This is a genomic window from Cronobacter sp. EKM101R (assembly GCF_963888145.1).
Taxonomy (GTDB): Bacteria; Pseudomonadota; Gammaproteobacteria; order Enterobacterales; family Enterobacteriaceae; genus Cronobacter; species Cronobacter turicensis.
Window position 1 is genome coordinate 518,654 of the sequence record NZ_CAWPHW010000012.1, and the last position, 14,884, is coordinate 533,537.

Consider the following 14,884-nt stretch of genomic DNA (forward strand, 5'->3'; position numbering starts at 1 on the left):
TTATCGTCCTGACTGCTGGCCGTTCTGGAGGATGTCGAGAATGTTTTCGCGCTGGCTCTCTACGCTGTAATTTTTCGACTGACCAGGCGTATATTTCACTGGCGTGTCGATGAATTTGGTCAGTTTGTTCCACGTCGATCGGGTTCCTGTTCCGAGTTTCGCCAGGTCGCTGAATGGAACGGTGATCGGGTTGCCGTCGGCACCGTTCACCAGCAGGCCATTCATCATCAGAGTTAGCCCGCTTTCATTGCTGTTAGTCACCCACTGCGCGCTTTCTTTGATGCGAGAAAGGCTTTGCTCTTTGTTGACCGATTCTGGCAGCCGCGGGTCGCCAATCAGCGGCATAATCTGCTCGGATGACAGATTTTCAAGGTAGGCATTTGCGCCGTCGGTTACGTCGCGCAGATCAAGCCCGGTTCGGTTTGGCAGGCGCCACGTTCCACTTGTCTGGTATTGCTCACCCAGAATGTCTTGGTATGCCTGTTTTGCCGCGTCAGAGGCCGACATGCCGCGCTGCATATTGATATAGGTCAGGCGCTTCCCCTGCTCGTTGAAGTTATTCCACACGGCAGTGCCGCCCGGCTGAACAACCATCGTGCTGGCAAAGTCTTTGGCCTGATCGTTCCACGATGAATCAGCTTTATCAGCATCAGGCTTCTCGAAGCTTCCCCGCAGGTCAGCCGTTTTAACGCCGCGGTTCTGCCACAGCGCGTTTGCCGCACGCGGGTTTTCAGTTGCCATCACAACCTGTAGCGCCGGGAAGGCATTTTTCTGCACCTGCTGCATCACCTGATCGGAGTATTTCCCGAACGACTGCGCCACAGACTGGATCGCAGTGACGCTTGATTCCTGAGAATTATCAATGCGTTCAAGCAGGCTGTTAACCATCGTGTCCGGAAGAACCTTTTTGCTCCGGATGCCCAAACGGTCTTTCTCTGCCTGAATTCGAGAAACCAGATATTCACCTGATGCCTGGTTATTCTGGTATTCAGAAAACGCGCTCTGCACGACCGGGGAATATTGTTGCAGCCAGGTTCCCGGATCAGACTCGCGAGCCTTCAATACCTGGTTCAGTTTTGACTGTGCTGTTGCGTACAGTTCCTGCTTATATTTGAAATCAGCATCATTATCTTGCGGTCGAAGCGCCTGTACCGCCGCCGTCGCCTGCTGCACGTTACCCTGCGTAATGGACTGGTAAACGGGCTGCAGGGTCATGGCCTGCTGATATTGTTGGTAGGTTTTCTCCATCTGCATGCGTTCTGCTGGGGCGGCCTGCAGCGGCATCACTGCTGCCCACTCACGCGCGCTGACAGGCTGAACCGGCTGGCCAGCTTCAAGGCGAGCCAGATCATCCTGCATCCGGCTTTGCAGCGCCACGCGACCGGCAGACGCCTGCATGTCATAGAGGCCCGCTACTTTGCTCATCATCTGAGATTTGCTGGCCGGGCTCATGGCATTCCACCACGGCTGAGAAATCAGGTTCTCCATCGTCGCATCGCCGGGGATGGCCGCCGCGCTGCCCGTCACTTTCGCCACGTAATTACGGGTTTCTTCGTAGGGGATCGCTGCGGCAAACTGCTCATTGCTTACGGCACCTGTACGCGGATCACCGATTTTCTCAATCCAGCCATCAACTGCGCCGGGTCCGGCGTTATATGCTGCCACCGCCAGGACTGGGTTATTTCCATATTTTTTCATCTGGGCACCGAAATAAGCCTGCCCAAGTTTTGCGTTATAGCGCGGGTCATTCAGCCATTTTTCACGATCCCACGGCACCCCCGCCAGTCGGGCAGCCTCCGGCCCGGTATCCTCCATCACTTGCGCCACGCCTACCGCGCCTTTCTGGGAAACCAGCGGCGCGCCGTCTTTGCTGTACTGATTGCCGCCGCTTTCATTCCATATCATCGCGGAAAAAAGTTGCGCTTCCGTCGGGGTGTCTGTCACCTGAATCTTCCCGCCGGGCCCCAGCATTTGCTGATACATCGGCACATACCAGGCCTCGGATGCACCTTTAGCCGCATTTTCACGCCACGAAATCCAGTTCTGCTCTATCTCTTCATCGCTCTGACCGTGGGCCTTTCCGTACGCCATGATGCTCTGATAAGCCGTTTCGCCCGCAACCTGAGCCATCTCGGGGTTAGTGAATTGCTTGGTGAGCGTTTTAAGGGTGGCTTCCTGCATGCCAGCCTCATACTGCCGCACCTGCCCCACCTCGTGCCGTCCGGCCTGAGTGGTGAAGCTCATCCGCTGCTGCTGGGCCTGCTGCAAGAAAGCATTGCGCGCCTGCTCGTCCGGCAGACGGGCGGCAATTTGCTCAACCTGCTGGTCAAACTGCTGGGTGTACTCCTGGCTTTTGCCGATCGCATTCTTGCCCTGGAGATTCATAAATCCGCTGTCAGGGTTATTAAGCAGATCATTGCCTACGGCATCCAGTTGCAGGCTCGCGTCCTGCGTCATAGCTACGTTAGCGCGCTGCCGCGCCTCCGCGTAGGCACCAGCGTATTTCTGCGAGGCGTCGGCAATCACGTCGCCAACGTTTGGCTGCGGTACTGCCTGCAAACCAGGAGAGGAATACCCGCGGCTTTCAACCTGACGACCGGTTACGGTTGGTACGACTGGCATAATGCTCTCCTTAACGCCCGGTAGGTGTGCCGACGGCGGCGCTAATCGGCGCGGCCTTGCTTTGGGTGAACGGGCTCCACGTGCCGCCGCCCATCTTATAAGCGCCATAGGCATTAAGCGGCGTAGTCAGCAGCGTTGAGAACGCCCCCATGTTCCCCTGGCTCCGGCTGGCGCTGGCTTGTGACTTGTAATTCTCCGCCTCCGTCTGCATGCCGTATGCCTGCCTGGTGGCGTTGTTTACCGTCGTAAGTGCGTCAAGCTCCCCGAATTGAGCAGTATCGCCGAACATGTCGAGAGCGCTGCCGCTGCCTAAATCCGCGCCGCTCGCTGCCAGAGTTGCAGCCTGATTACCGCGAGCAATACGGTTTCTGCGCCGGATTTCATCCGCCTGGGCGTTGCCGCTGTTGATAGCCTCATTTGCCTGCTTCTCGGCTGCGTCAGCATTCTGATCTGCTACCTTAGAGGCGTACTTTGCCTGCTGGTTCTGGCTGTACGCGCTGTACGCCGCCGATGCAACGGTGACAGCAACCATAGCGATGGCCGGGTTACACATTATTTTTTCTCCATGTAAAAGCGATGGAATGGTCGCCGCTCTTTGCCGTAGGGCGCCGGATCTTCAAGATGAAAGCCGAGCCATTTCAACCACGCTTTCGCCACGTGATTCCGCTCGTCAACATAGTTTTCAAGATACGGATAAGGCATCAGCATTGCATTGACTACGTGGCGGCAGCGACGCAGGAACGGGCGCTGGTATTTCTGCAGATCGTCAGTGGCAACCAGCCACGGAATGCCGCGACCGCTCAGAATAGAGGCAGGCGCTACGCCGAAGAGCGTCACTACTCTCCCGTTGACCATTCCGGCGCAGCAGAATGTTGATATGCGCAGACCGTGCTCCATTACCTCACGCGGCGTCTGGCCGGATATCGCGAGAAACTCGTCAATGTCAGCCTGTCGGACATTGGGCAGCATTTCCTCAATATGGCGCTTCTCAGCGGGAACCACGCGGACATCAAGCATTGCGGCCTCCTACTGTCAAAACAGGAATTAGAGCCAGAACAGAAAGCGGCAGAGGGTCCTGCTGACGCACGATAATTCGCCCGTTTAGCCCCCACGTGCTGTCTACTTTCAGCGTCACCTTGCCGGTAGCGTCATCAACCGGATCATCGTAGAACTCAAATTCACGCTGAGGATATTCGTACCAGTCACCGCCGGGCGTACTTGCCCATATCCCGCGACTGGCGTTTACAACCAGAGAAACTGAGGTGATGAGCTGTTTTTTATCGAGTAGCGTTTCCTGACCGTTGATATTGACGTCCAGCGTTTCAAGTTGGGAGGTGTAAGGAAGCCCGATATGCACTACCGCGCCGGGAGATTCGAGGGTAACTGTGCCACCAGTTACGACCTTTTGAGGCTCAACGTTCGCATCAGAGAGAATGCTTACCGTTTTCCCTTCCAGATGGTTCAGCCCGGCGAATGTCTGTCGGGCCATCTGCCAGTTTTTTACTGCTACCCCTTGCAGCTCAGTGGGGATGTTACGGCTTGCCATGATTTTTACGGCGCTTGAGGATGCGAGCTCAATGATATTGCAGCGCAATTCCATGTTCTGCGGATTGCCGTCGGCGTCTTGTCCAACGTAGGGGATCTGGATCTGTGCGCCGATATCTGACGCAGTAAAGCCGCTGCCACCAGTCATTGTGAGGGTATACAACTGCTCGTAATCCCATGAGCCACTTCCGCCGGTGATTTTTACCGTAGCTGACGAGGTATTTCGTCCGTCATAGCTCAGTCCGCAATCGACGAAAAACGCGTCTTCTGTGAGGGTAAAGAGGCGGCTCGCGAGGCGTTCCACGTATCGCACCGTCTGTCCGTTAATAACGCGGCGCACAACGAAATAAACGGCGTCCTCCTGGCTTTCACTGATTGAGCAGGTCGATTCGAAATATCCGTCAGTAGGCTGTGACGCCCAGGCAAATACCTGCTGATCTTTCAGATAGGTCAGGGCAAGCAGCATGCCGTCTTCACGGCAGCACCACGCGGCGGAATAAGGCACCGTGCTGAATGACCAGTCGACAATGCTGTGTTTCTGAAACAGATGGTTGGCGAGAATGGTGAGGTCGTTACCCTGATACCCGTCAACGTCGAATGAATAGGCCAGATCGCGCACGGCGCTGCCCTTCTCCTGCACGAATAGCGCGATGTTGGCGACGGCTATCGGCGGCAAGTTACTGCATCCATTCGAGCCCTGAGATGAAAACGCGAAGGCGCTCGGTGTCAGCGTTTTATTCTGGTCACCAGTGATGATGTACTCGCCGCCGGACGTCAGCGCCACCAGTGAACCGACGTCTATCAGGTGGCGGATCTCATTCACCTGCCGGCCAGCATAGGTATAGATAATGCGGTCATCATCCTGTACAGGGTTATTTTTGCCGAAGTCTTTGTAATCGCCGGTACGGCTGGCCCATATCGTTTGCGGGTACGCACTGCTCGCCGCGAAGAAAAGGCGCTGCTGATAATAGACGACAGTCCCAGGATAGCCATTTACGTCATTCCAGGCGTAGCGAGCCCACTTAAAACTCGAATTTGCAGCACCGAGAACTTGGTTCGGGATGTAAGAGATCACCGTGGCGTTAGCGCTTAACCCGTCACTGGATACCGAGTTTATGCGCGCTATGCCAAATCCTGAATGTAGGTACTCCCACTGAACGCCGGTCGCATCCGTGCCGGTGCCGCCCCATCCATCCCACGACATGCCCTCTGTGTGTGAAGGTCGCAGCGTGCCAGTTTTGCCCGCAGTGTTCGCGCGATAGTAATTGCTCCCGGCGCGGCGGATATCGTTCACCACAGTGGTCTTGCTGGTTTCCCATACCGGCACCGAGTCAACCGCCGTCTGCTCAAGATAAAAGAGCTTACCTGCCTGCTCTGCCCCAAATATTGCTGAGTTGGCAGTGAGAGTGATGTTGCCCGTGGATCCGCTCGCATAAACCTTAATGGACTCGTTGACGTTGATATCTTCGAACGGGCCATTTTTCGTCTGAACGGCGGCTATCTGCCAGTTATCATGCGCATATCGACGCAGCTCCATTGGCGGGTATTTCGGATGCGCGATCGTCAGTACGTCAGCTGACTGAGTAAACTTGAGCCTGAACAAATCAGCTTCGGCGTAGGGCGTGGCAATCTCGTAAACAGCGCCCGACGTGCTGAGCACCTGCCCGCCATCTTTGAAAACGCGCATGTATTTGTCGCCGAACTCCAGCGCATAAGTTTGCACCGTGGAGAACTGGAACGGGATCAGTCGGCATTTTTTATTGGCGTATTTCGTTGCCGCGATAAACTGCGTGCCTGGCCGGTTCTCTACCCCGCCATACTGCCGCACGATAAAATTGCTGCAGCGGCGCAGCGCGACCTGGTACTTAGCCATATCAATGCGGCCGTAAAGTGACGGAGCAATTTCACCCCCGGCAAAACTCGGCTGAATCCAGCTGATAGGCATTATGACAACCTCGCTGTCGTGAATTCGCTATCCGGCTCCTGCGGTTCCTGGCTCTCGTTCATGCTGTGAGATCCGGCGCTCAGGATGACGCTCTGGTACATCTGAAGGCAAAACCGCGTCAGATTGGCATCGCCAGTCAACGGCATATTGATAGCCGCCGCCAGCCGCCAGGCCAGAGCATCCTGGAACAACGGATCGAACATATTGACATCGGTAATGCGCGAAACGTACTTCAGCCGCGCTTCCCGCTGGTCGGTATAGATAAGTTTGCCGGTGCCCGCATCGTTGACTCCCGTCTCGTAGTTGATGCGCATCGCAGACGTCGGATAGCGCACACCCGGAAGCATTATTTCGATGATGCGCAGGCAGTCAGTGGGGTATGCATAAGCATATGACCAGTCAGGCGGCGCGCTGCCAGTGTCGGCCAGCGCCACGCGCTTGGTGGCAAAATTCCACTCGGCATCTGCCAGGACAGCATCGCGGCACGATTCGAAATGAAGGTTGCACTTGTCGGCCTCTTTGCTTTTTTCATCGAGGCTGTTGATGCTGCGGCTACCGATATTGCTCAGAGCCAGGTTGCAGATTTCGACCGCCGAAGCCATTATTCATCCCCGCCGTAAAGAGTGTCGGCGGCTGATTTCTGCTGCTCAGCCTGCGCCGATGCGATTGCCATATCAGTGATCTGCACGTCGGCGTTCTGATACTTTTCATCGCCGTCATCGCGCACAGACGTGCCCTTAACGACCGCACGCGCGGTAATCATCACTTCCGAGCCGACGGCAGGCATGCTTACGCCAAGCTTTTTCAGGGTTTCGTTATCAAGATTGAGGCGCAGCCCCCAGGGATAGTCGTCGCGGGTTTTGGTTTCGCCGCTTTCGTCCTGATAGGTGTCGGTGCCGTTTTTGAGATTTACCAGATCCATAACCCACTCCTGCAATAAAGGGGCCGAAGCCCCTTGTTTTTACTGGGGCTTAAAGGCCCAACTCGGCGCGTTTTTTAGCAATGCGATCCTGCAACGTCTCAGCCTTCATATTGCCGGGCTTCTCGTTGAACAGATCTTCGTATTGCTTGCGCAGCGCGGCGAGATCATCACTGATAGCACCAGTGCCATCACCAACTTCACCATCGTCGCCTTCGCCTTCACCACCTTCGCCCGGGCCTTCCGGGTTCTGCACAACAGGGTTCAGAACACTGGCGACCGGCGCCGGGCCGTCAGCAGCGGTGGATTTACCGCGTTTCTGTTCGGCCTTCTGCTCAGCTTTTTTCTTCGCAGATTTCGCCGCGTCGTTGAGCGGCTCCAGTGCGCTGCCCGGCTCGCCGTCATATTCAATTTCCGCGCCTTCATCCAGCAGCTGATTGCCGATAAAGGACAGACGCAGAATGCGGTACTTCGCTTTTTCCTGTGCCATCTTCTAACCCTTAACCAGTGATTCGTGAGCGGGTGGCGTAGTAGGTGTTGTTACCGTCTACGTCGAGGTTGATGCCGGAGGTGAACGCGCCAGCGGTAAGCGGCCCGGTCCCCACGGTGTAGTTAACGCGCAGGTAACGCTGCACGCCCTGCGGCACCTTCTGCGAAACGATGCGCTTGCCAGCGATCAAGGCGGAAAGCGCCAGATCGCCAGAGCTCGCGATGGTCGTCCAGGTGGAGTTATCCGTGCTGGTTTGCAGGTTGGCGTTGACCGTGGCAGCGCCTGCTGCGGTCGCCGTGGTGTTAACGTTAACGAACCACTCCAGCGGCTCACCGACGCCGATATCGCGGCGGGTGCCGTCAATCGGGCCGAGGTCGATAACATCAGTGGAAGCTGCCGACGCGGTAACCGCCTGCGCTTCGGAGAACATCAACAGTTTGTCGAGGATCATCTCTTTATCTCCTTCTGGCGGGCGCGCGGCCCGCCGGTTAATGACAGGCGTTAAACAACGCGGGATTCGGTTTCCAGAATCGCGTCGGTTTCACGAATCGGCACGCCGCGGAAAGCGGTCCACCACTCGCCTTCGGTCTCTTTGACGGTCAGAGCCAGAGAGGCTTTATCCAGAGACTGAGTATCGAGAGCCTGGGCAACGGTGCGGTTCATGTAGAACACAGGTTTACCCATGCCACGGTTCGGAATGCGGTGCAGCGCGCGGATCATCAGGCTGACGATATTGGCTGCAGAACCAGGCACGGACAGGTCGCTTACGTCGATGTTTGCGATGCGAACAACGTAGCGCCAGTCACGCAGCGTCAGGCCAGCATCCCATTTGTAATGGGTGCGATAGCCTTCATACGGGTTGCCGTTGGCATCAAGCAGCGTCTGCTGACCTTTGTTTTCCATCTGCAAGCCGGCTTTCTGACCTTTCGGGAAGATGCCATGAACGGTGTTTTCGCCCCACACCACCAGCCAGATAGAGGTGTTGTCGGTGCCGGTGCCGCCAGCATCGATAATGTTCTGACCGTTTCCTGCGGATTTGCTGGAATAACGCGGCGCCAGACCCATGAACTGCTGCGGGTTAACGCTGGTGTCGCCATAGAAAAGCGTCTGCGCCATTCGCTGGTTCATGCCTTCCAGGAATGCGCGGTCTTCCGACAAACGGAATTCAGCGGTGTTACCGTTCAGATCGGCCAGAGACTTGTCGATTTCGGCGTAGGTTTCGAGCATCCCCATGGTATCGGTGATCTGAACCGTAGTGGATTTACCCTTCGGCACACCGGAGTTGATCATGCGCCAGTAGGCATCCGGCAAACCGGTGCGAATAGTGGTGCGGTGACCGGTCGGAGAGTTACTCTCTACGAACGGCATATCTTCCAGGATGGGGTTGCTCTGGGAGAGAAGCTCGATAATTTTATCGGTCTTCCCGCCGTTATCTACGCGCTTACCCCAGTCCGCCAGCGTCAGCGCATTTAAGCCTTTAACAGCCATGGTTTATTTCCTCTTAGTTGCCATAGAGCACTTCGGCCGCACTACGCTGGCCTTGATTTCCGCCGGTCACCATGTTGTCTTCCGACATGGCTTTACCGACCTGTACGCAGAAACGCACCAGCGCGGGGTTATTCCCGAGCCCGGACGCTTCCAGGTATTCTTTCAGCTCGGGAGTTCCGAACTGATCGATCGCGCGCTGCGCAGCGCTGATGCTGGACGTCAGCTTGTCGCCGCCGATTTCTTTGTCGGCCTTGATGGCCGCCTGCCACTCTTCGCCCTGCTTCTGCCATGCAGCGAGCTGCTGCTGATTAACCAGCGGCAGGATTTTTGAGGCATAAACGTCCACCAGCTTCTGCGCCTGCTCGTTGCTGAGGTTCAGCTCACGCGCGATCGGCTCAAACTCTTTCACTGCCGCGGCATCCAGCTCGACGCCATCGCCCGCAGTCAGCTCATATTTCTCCGGCGCGCCTTCGGGCTTTTTGGTTTCGTCTTTCTTTTCGCCCGGCTTCTCTTCGTCCTTTTTCGGCTGCTCTGCGCCGTCATCGGTTTTCTGTTCTGCCGGATCCTGAGACTGGCCTTCTGCCTGCGCGCCAGGCTGCTGGTCTGCATTGCCCTGACTCTGATCGGTTGCAGTTGCGCCAGCGGCATCAGATGGTGCGCCACCGCCGCCAGCGCCGCCGTCGGCAGGCTGCTCATTGCAAAGGCGGCGAAATAAGAGACGTTGAAACAGATTCATGGTTACTCCTGTTTGGCGGCCTCATCGGCCATCGTCAGATACAGATCCGGGCAGCTGGTCATGACGCGCTGAAATAGCGCCAGCGCCATGTTTCTCTGCCCTTCGTTAAATGCAGTTACGTGCGGATCGCCAGCAAAGGTCGTGGCAAAGGTCTTGCCCTGCGAGAGCACGCGCCAGATGACACGGCGGCCGGCCTCTGTGCCCATCACGGCACGGATATCAGCGGCGTCTCGTTCCTCAAGGCGTTTCTGCTGGGCAATTTGTTCGGCTGTCGGCTGGTCTTCGTCGTAGATATCAGTCATTGCGGCTGGCCTCCGGCGGCACCGGCCAGAGCCGTGAGAAGATTCGGATCGGCGGTTTTGGCTTCGCTGAGGGTTTTAGCGACCTGCGCGGCAGCCAAGCCGGTTTGCAGGGCCATTGCCTGCTGTTGCTGCTGAGCACGGTCGCTGCGGGTTTGCTGCGCCTGCTCTTGCGGCACAACAACAGTCGGTGATACGCCAGACATGACGGCGTAGTTGTCGATGGCCTGGTCGACATCGAGCTTGTCCAGCGCTTCCTGTTTGGCGTTCGCAAGGTTGCCGACGAAACCAACGAAACGCTCAAGGCTGCTGAGCCCGATCGCTTTCTGCGCCTGCGCCATCACGGAGATATATTCGATACGCAGCGGCATACCCTGCATTTCTTCCGGCGGCTCCGGCAGCATGTTTTTGCGCGCCATCATGGAGAAAGCGCGATCGATGAGCGGGTCGAGAAACTCGTCGTTGAGGCGTTCGAGCACCGGCCCGAGCATCAGCAGCTTCTCTTCTTTCATCTCGATAACGGCTTCAACCGGCATAGAGCGGGTATTGACGTTCTGGAGCATCATGAAGAGATCGACGAAATAGGCGCTGTTGATGAGCTGGCGCGTGTCCTGAATGTCGCCCAGCAGATCGCCCAGGTTCGGGTTAACCACGTAAGCCGGGCGCAGACCTTCGGCACCCGTCACCTGGTCGACATAGGTGATATCGCCCGGAAGAAGGGAGACACGCTGCGTTTTCAGAGATGTCGGGCCAATCATCGGCGGGTTAGTCTGCTTGTCGATCTGCTGCGCCTTGCGGCGCTGTTCGAGCTGCAACGCTTTAACCTGGCCGAGCGCAATCATGCCCGGACAGGAGGCGCCGTAAACATCCTCGCCGTTGACTTCCCAGCGCGGCGCCATGATGGGGAATTCGTCATAGCCCGATTCACGCAGAACTTTGTCGTTATCGCCGCCAACTTCAAAATAGACAGAGCGGAACGCCTTGTTTTTGGCATTCATCTTGCCCGTTTCGCGGTTCATATTCGGGTAGACGGCATGCACCACATCCACCCACTTTTCATAGCTGCCGTTCTCAAACAAGCTTTTAGTACTGCTGCTGACGCTATTCAGCCCGAACTCGCGCACCAGCTGGCGCACGGTCATGGAGAATTTACGGAAGCAGGTATCGACGCTGAGGCGCGGGCTGTTCGCAATGTAGTAACTGCCGACCGGGAACGGCATCGTGCGAATAACGTCTTCGTCATCTTCAAGCACGGCGAGCGCGCCGGTGCCGAATGTTCCCAGGCTTGAGTAAATGATCGGCAATGACTGGTACAGGTTCGACTTATTGAACATGTCGTTCATGCGGTTCTGCACAGTCTCCAGCCACAGCTTGACCGGGCCGTAATCCATCATTTCGGGATCAGGTGTCGCCAGCTTGAACCACGGGCGGGCCGGGCTTGTGATGCCCGACATCATGCCGCTCGACAGCGTGCGGTTTGCCATCGTTGCGGTAGGGTCGACAATCTTGTTATTGCGGCGATCGCCGCGGTTAGCTTCGCTTGTCAGGAAGCGGGAGCCGCGCGGGATAATGAAATCGCTCAGTTCGCGCCAGTGAGGTTCGAAAGTCTCGCGCTCCTGCTCCAGCTGCGCCAGCTGCTTCGTCAGTTGCTCTTTCAGGGTTTCGTTCGTCATTGGCATCGACCAGCGCTCCGTTATTGACCGAGCAGCGTTTTGCCGCTGGTAGACGCGGCAGAGGTATCGCCCTGCGCGCCAGTCAGCATGGTTGAGCTGCGACCGGCGGCGGCGCGGCGGCGGCGGGTTTCTTCGTCGCGCGCGTCAATCACTGCCTGATCCTGCTCCTGCGGTGCCTGCACGACCGGCGCTGCTTTGGGTACTGACGGAGAGCTGCCCATGCACATTTTCACTACCTCGGAATGCCAGTTAAATTATTACCAATTTAACCACATAAGAATTATTTGCTGTAGTGTATTGACATTAAGCGCGTTAATTATTACCTTTTTGGTAAATATCATTGCCATGTACAACCCGGAGTCGGAGGTTTGTATGTAACGGTTAGCGGTGTTTTATTACGGCGTATGGCACATGCGTCGCAGCGGTCCGGGCGGTCCTTGATTTTGCGCCGTAGCGGGTAGCCGGAATGTGCAAGCCATCTGCACGGACAGGGGAATCACCATCCTGGCGATACGGTGTGACACCTCGGAAGAGACGAGGATGCAACGATGAGAGCATTAAATGTTGACCTTCCAGGAATAACGATGTGGTGCTGGGTAGTGCTCTCAATGTTGTGGCGATCAGGTGTTTGGCGGGCTCCCTACCCGCTATCCGGTTCGAATCCGGACGCCGCTACAGTCGTTGGTCGGTATCGCTAACGTTTTGAGCAGATACCCAGCCGGGGGAAGTGCCCGGCACCTAACCATACGTTGCCAGGTACATTCGGCCATTAATGTCGGACTCATCACCCGATACCACCTAAATAGCGGTCGAAAGACGCCGGACGCGTAACCGGCACAGCCCAGACGATATCTGAGTGGCTTTAAAAACTGATGGGAGCCGGTGGCACCCCGCCACCACAACCCAATCACGCCTCAGGACCGTGATATCCCGTAGCAAGCTGTGTGTAGTCGTTGGCGGTGGCAGTTGTGATAGTCCTTACTGACCACCGCCCTTTTTACACCAGGACGCCATCGCGATGGTTTCCCGCTGTAACAAGCCAACCCTCATTGCTTCCAGTTAGCCCGCCCCGTGCGGGCATTTTTTTATGCATATGGGTCATAGTCGCTGATCGTGCGACCCTGCTGCTGCCCTGGCAGGTTCATCCGCTTTGATACGGGGAATGCGAACGTCAGCGCCAGAGCATCGCCGCAGCCGGGCGAGCGCCCCAGGCGGTCTTTGATATCTTCTTTGGGCTCCAGCACTATTTTGCCGTCGACGCGCACCTTGTACTCTACCGCCGACAAATCCTCCGCCGTTTCGCGCTCATCCAGCGTGCCGCCCAGCTTGAGCCAGGTTTTCACGTTGTTGTACATCTCGCCGCGCTTATTCAGCATCTGCGGATCAGTCGACTTGCCGCCGAACGGGATCAGCGTCCACGCACGCCCCCAGCCGTCGCCAATGGATTTAAGGCCGGTGCCGTAGCCAAAGTCGATAAACACGGCGTCGGCGCGATACTGGTCCTCATAGTCGGCGATACGCTTCGCCATAATCAGGTCGTCGGTGGTCTTGCTGCCGCGCCAGAGCAGTTTGCTGTGCAGCCCCTGTCGAAGATAGATAACCGCGTCGTCAGCGCCGGAGTATGCCGGGTCGACACCGATAATAACCGGCGCGTGTGCCACCTGCGCCTCGGTGACGATGCGAGTCAGCGCCTCTTCGGTCATGCCGGTCGGGATGAACTGTGTTTCTGACGCGTCCGGGAAGATGCCACGCACGCGCACTTTGAAAAAGTCACTGTCTTCGCCGTAGTCGGCGGCCCACTTCTCGATCTGAGATTTGTTGGTGCCTTCGACGGTGCGGGAGTCGATCTGCTTGCACTTCCAGCGGTGCCGGTATTTGCGGAAACATTCGCGGAATCGCCCGGTGTTTCGCGTCGGGTTACCGAACGCCACCCAGATAATTTCGGTGTCTTCGTCCGTCAGCGCACCCTCGGCCACCTCCCACACCAGATCCGCGATATTGGACGCTTCATCGAATACCAGGATGATGCGCTTGCCCTTGTTGTGCAGGCCCGCGAAAGCCTCGGTGTTGTTCTCGCTCCACGGGATAGCGTCGGCGCGCCAGGCTTTGGTGTGGCTCGGGTCATTGGAGTAAATCGCGGTGGCGGTGGCGGTGAACCAGTCGCGGGTGATGCTGAGGCGCTGCCACTTTGCTATTTCCGGCCAGGTCTTCGTGCGCAGCTGATTCTCGGTGTTGGCCGTCACCACGATTTTACAGTCTTCGCAGGTGTCCATGCCCCACTTGATCAGCATTGAGATGAAAGCAGATTTGCCGATACCGTGGCCGGACGCGCGGGCAATCATGAGCGGCTCGAACCTCGTCGCCGGGTCGGATAGGTGCTGCCCTATTTCGTCGAACGCTTCCGCCTGCCAGTCGCGCGGCCCCTCTGAATCTTCCAGCTCGGAGCCGGTCTCGCCCCACGGAAACGCGTAGAGCGCATACCCTAGCGGATCGTGCGTGAAGCTGGCGATATCTTCCACCAGCTGCGACTGGATATCGACAGCATCACTCATCGCCTTTCACCTTCTTCGTGCCTTTCCCGCTGTTCGCGGCGCGCTGGCGGGCTTTAGCCATCTGGTCAGCCAGTGACAGGTTCACGTTGTGCTCATGAACCTCTTTGAACGCGTTGACGTCAACGTGCTTGCCGATGAGTTCGAGGTTCTTCACCTTGTCTGGCCACTTCACTTTCTGCAGGGTGGACTCGATATCGTCCTCTCCATCCTTGCCTGCCATGCGGAGCCGGTTGATATCCATCGCGCTGAGCGAGGTCCGCCATACCTTCGGCCAGTCGCGGATCGGCTTGAGGCTGCCGTCGTCATTCAGGATATCCAGCACGTCCATCTGGTCGATTTCCACCAGGCGAATCAGCACGTAATCAGCGCTGACGCGCAGGCGCTTGTTGCGCTCTTCCATCAGCTCGGCGATGCGGTCGCGAATACGGTCGTCTTTCATCATGCGCATTGCGGCGTTGTCATACGACGAAAACCCGGCGCGCTTTGCGGCCTGGCCCTGAGCGTCCGGTGTCTTCACGTATTCCTGGCAGTAACGCTCCTGCATATCCGTTAACGGTTTAAATTTGGTGGATTTTCGCTTTCCCGCGCCTTCGGCCATGGCTATAACCTCAAAAC

The 14,884-nt window shown here is 57.0% G+C and carries 15 protein-coding genes; all 15 read right to left on the minus strand.

Annotation, left to right across the window (positions count from 1 at the left end):
- The 15 genes from AACV31_RS10960 to AACV31_RS11030 all read right to left on the minus strand — a co-directional run bounded on the left by AACV31_RS10960 (position 1) and on the right by AACV31_RS11030 (position 14,867).
- Positions 1–2,526: a transglycosylase SLT domain-containing protein gene (locus AACV31_RS10960; RefSeq protein ID WP_255491232.1), complete on the minus strand. Its 2,526-nt coding sequence runs from the start codon at positions 2,524–2,526 to the stop codon at positions 1–3.
- Between the two features lie 106 nt (positions 2,527–2,632).
- Positions 2,633–3,175: a virion core protein, T7 gp14 family gene (locus tag AACV31_RS10965; RefSeq protein ID WP_165154110.1), complete on the minus strand. Its 543-nt coding sequence runs from the start codon at positions 3,173–3,175 to the stop codon at positions 2,633–2,635.
- Positions 3,175–3,639 (minus strand): hypothetical protein, encoded by a 465-nt coding sequence (locus AACV31_RS10970; RefSeq protein WP_165154112.1) that lies wholly within the window; start codon positions 3,637–3,639, stop codon positions 3,175–3,177. Before AACV31_RS10970 ends, AACV31_RS10965 begins: the two co-directional genes overlap by 1 nt.
- The gene (locus AACV31_RS10975) at positions 3,632–6,112 is read right to left on the minus strand and encodes a hypothetical protein (RefSeq protein WP_165154114.1); all 2,481 of its coding nucleotides are present in this window, start codon (positions 6,110–6,112) and stop codon (positions 3,632–3,634) included. The genes AACV31_RS10970 and AACV31_RS10975 overlap by 8 nt, the downstream gene beginning before the upstream one ends.
- Positions 6,112–6,714, minus strand: a complete 603-nt coding sequence (locus AACV31_RS10980) for a hypothetical protein (RefSeq protein WP_032983298.1) — start codon at positions 6,712–6,714, stop codon at positions 6,112–6,114. Before AACV31_RS10980 ends, AACV31_RS10975 begins: the two co-directional genes overlap by 1 nt.
- Entirely contained in the window at positions 6,714–7,034 is a 321-nt protein-coding gene (gene gp10 / locus AACV31_RS10985; RefSeq protein WP_165154116.1) for a capsid staple protein, read from the minus strand. The genes AACV31_RS10980 and gp10 overlap by 1 nt, the downstream gene beginning before the upstream one ends.
- 49 nt (positions 7,035–7,083) lie before the next feature.
- A complete protein-coding gene (locus AACV31_RS10990) occupies positions 7,084–7,521 on the minus strand; it encodes a hypothetical protein (RefSeq protein WP_165154118.1) in 438 nt (145 codons plus the stop codon).
- 10 nt (positions 7,522–7,531) lie between these two features.
- Positions 7,532–7,972, minus strand: coding sequence for a Bbp16 family capsid cement protein (locus tag AACV31_RS10995; RefSeq protein ID WP_165154120.1), 441 nt, complete (start codon positions 7,970–7,972; stop codon positions 7,532–7,534).
- Positions 7,973–8,022: 50 nt separating this feature from the next.
- On the minus strand, positions 8,023–9,009 hold the full coding sequence (locus AACV31_RS11000) for a major capsid protein (protein WP_165154122.1): 987 nt from the start codon (positions 9,007–9,009) through the stop codon (positions 8,023–8,025).
- Between the two features lie 13 nt (positions 9,010–9,022).
- A complete protein-coding gene (locus tag AACV31_RS11005; RefSeq protein ID WP_165154124.1) occupies positions 9,023–9,745 on the minus strand; it encodes a peptidase in 723 nt (240 codons plus the stop codon).
- A gap of 2 nt (positions 9,746–9,747) precedes the next feature.
- On the minus strand, positions 9,748–10,047 hold the full coding sequence (locus tag AACV31_RS11010; RefSeq protein ID WP_110779089.1) for a Bbp19 family protein: 300 nt from the start codon (positions 10,045–10,047) through the stop codon (positions 9,748–9,750).
- On the minus strand, positions 10,044–11,717 hold the full coding sequence (locus tag AACV31_RS11015) for a portal protein (protein WP_165154341.1): 1,674 nt from the start codon (positions 11,715–11,717) through the stop codon (positions 10,044–10,046). Before AACV31_RS11015 ends, AACV31_RS11010 begins: the two co-directional genes overlap by 4 nt.
- A gap of 20 nt (positions 11,718–11,737) precedes the next feature.
- On the minus strand, positions 11,738–11,944 hold the full coding sequence (locus AACV31_RS11020) for a hypothetical protein (RefSeq protein WP_032806541.1): 207 nt from the start codon (positions 11,942–11,944) through the stop codon (positions 11,738–11,740).
- A gap of 858 nt (positions 11,945–12,802) precedes the next feature.
- Complete coding sequence (locus AACV31_RS11025) at positions 12,803–14,269, minus strand: terminase (protein ID WP_165154126.1); 1,467 nt, start codon at positions 14,267–14,269, stop codon at positions 12,803–12,805.
- Complete coding sequence (locus AACV31_RS11030; protein ID WP_165154128.1) at positions 14,262–14,867, minus strand: terminase small subunit; 606 nt, start codon at positions 14,865–14,867, stop codon at positions 14,262–14,264. The genes AACV31_RS11025 and AACV31_RS11030 overlap by 8 nt, the downstream gene beginning before the upstream one ends.
- Positions 14,868–14,884: the final 17 nt, after the last annotated feature.

Coding starts and splice junctions, on each gene's coding strand:
- AACV31_RS11030 (WP_165154128.1), bottom strand. CDS start 14,867: ATGGCCGAAGGCGCGGGAAAGCGAAAATCCACCAAATTTAAACCGTTA.
- AACV31_RS11015 (WP_165154341.1), bottom strand. CDS start 11,717: ATGACGAACGAAACCCTGAAAGAGCAACTGACGAAGCAGCTGGCGCAG.
- AACV31_RS11000 (WP_165154122.1), bottom strand. CDS start 9,009: ATGGCTGTTAAAGGCTTAAATGCGCTGACGCTGGCGGACTGGGGTAAG.
- AACV31_RS10980 (WP_032983298.1), bottom strand. CDS start 6,714: ATGGCTTCGGCGGTCGAAATCTGCAACCTGGCTCTGAGCAATATCGGT.
- AACV31_RS10970 (WP_165154112.1), bottom strand. CDS start 3,639: ATGCTTGATGTCCGCGTGGTTCCCGCTGAGAAGCGCCATATTGAGGAA.
- gp10 (WP_165154116.1), bottom strand. CDS start 7,034: ATGGATCTGGTAAATCTCAAAAACGGCACCGACACCTATCAGGACGAA.
- AACV31_RS11025 (WP_165154126.1), bottom strand. CDS start 14,269: ATGAGTGATGCTGTCGATATCCAGTCGCAGCTGGTGGAAGATATCGCC.
- AACV31_RS10995 (WP_165154120.1), bottom strand. CDS start 7,972: ATGATCCTCGACAAACTGTTGATGTTCTCCGAAGCGCAGGCGGTTACC.
- AACV31_RS10965 (WP_165154110.1), bottom strand. CDS start 3,175: ATGTGTAACCCGGCCATCGCTATGGTTGCTGTCACCGTTGCATCGGCG.
- AACV31_RS11020 (WP_032806541.1), bottom strand. CDS start 11,944: ATGTGCATGGGCAGCTCTCCGTCAGTACCCAAAGCAGCGCCGGTCGTG.
- AACV31_RS10975 (WP_165154114.1), bottom strand. CDS start 6,112: ATGCCTATCAGCTGGATTCAGCCGAGTTTTGCCGGGGGTGAAATTGCT.
- AACV31_RS10990 (WP_165154118.1), bottom strand. CDS start 7,521: ATGGCACAGGAAAAAGCGAAGTACCGCATTCTGCGTCTGTCCTTTATC.
- AACV31_RS11005 (WP_165154124.1), bottom strand. CDS start 9,745: ATGAATCTGTTTCAACGTCTCTTATTTCGCCGCCTTTGCAATGAGCAG.
- AACV31_RS11010 (WP_110779089.1), bottom strand. CDS start 10,047: ATGACTGATATCTACGACGAAGACCAGCCGACAGCCGAACAAATTGCC.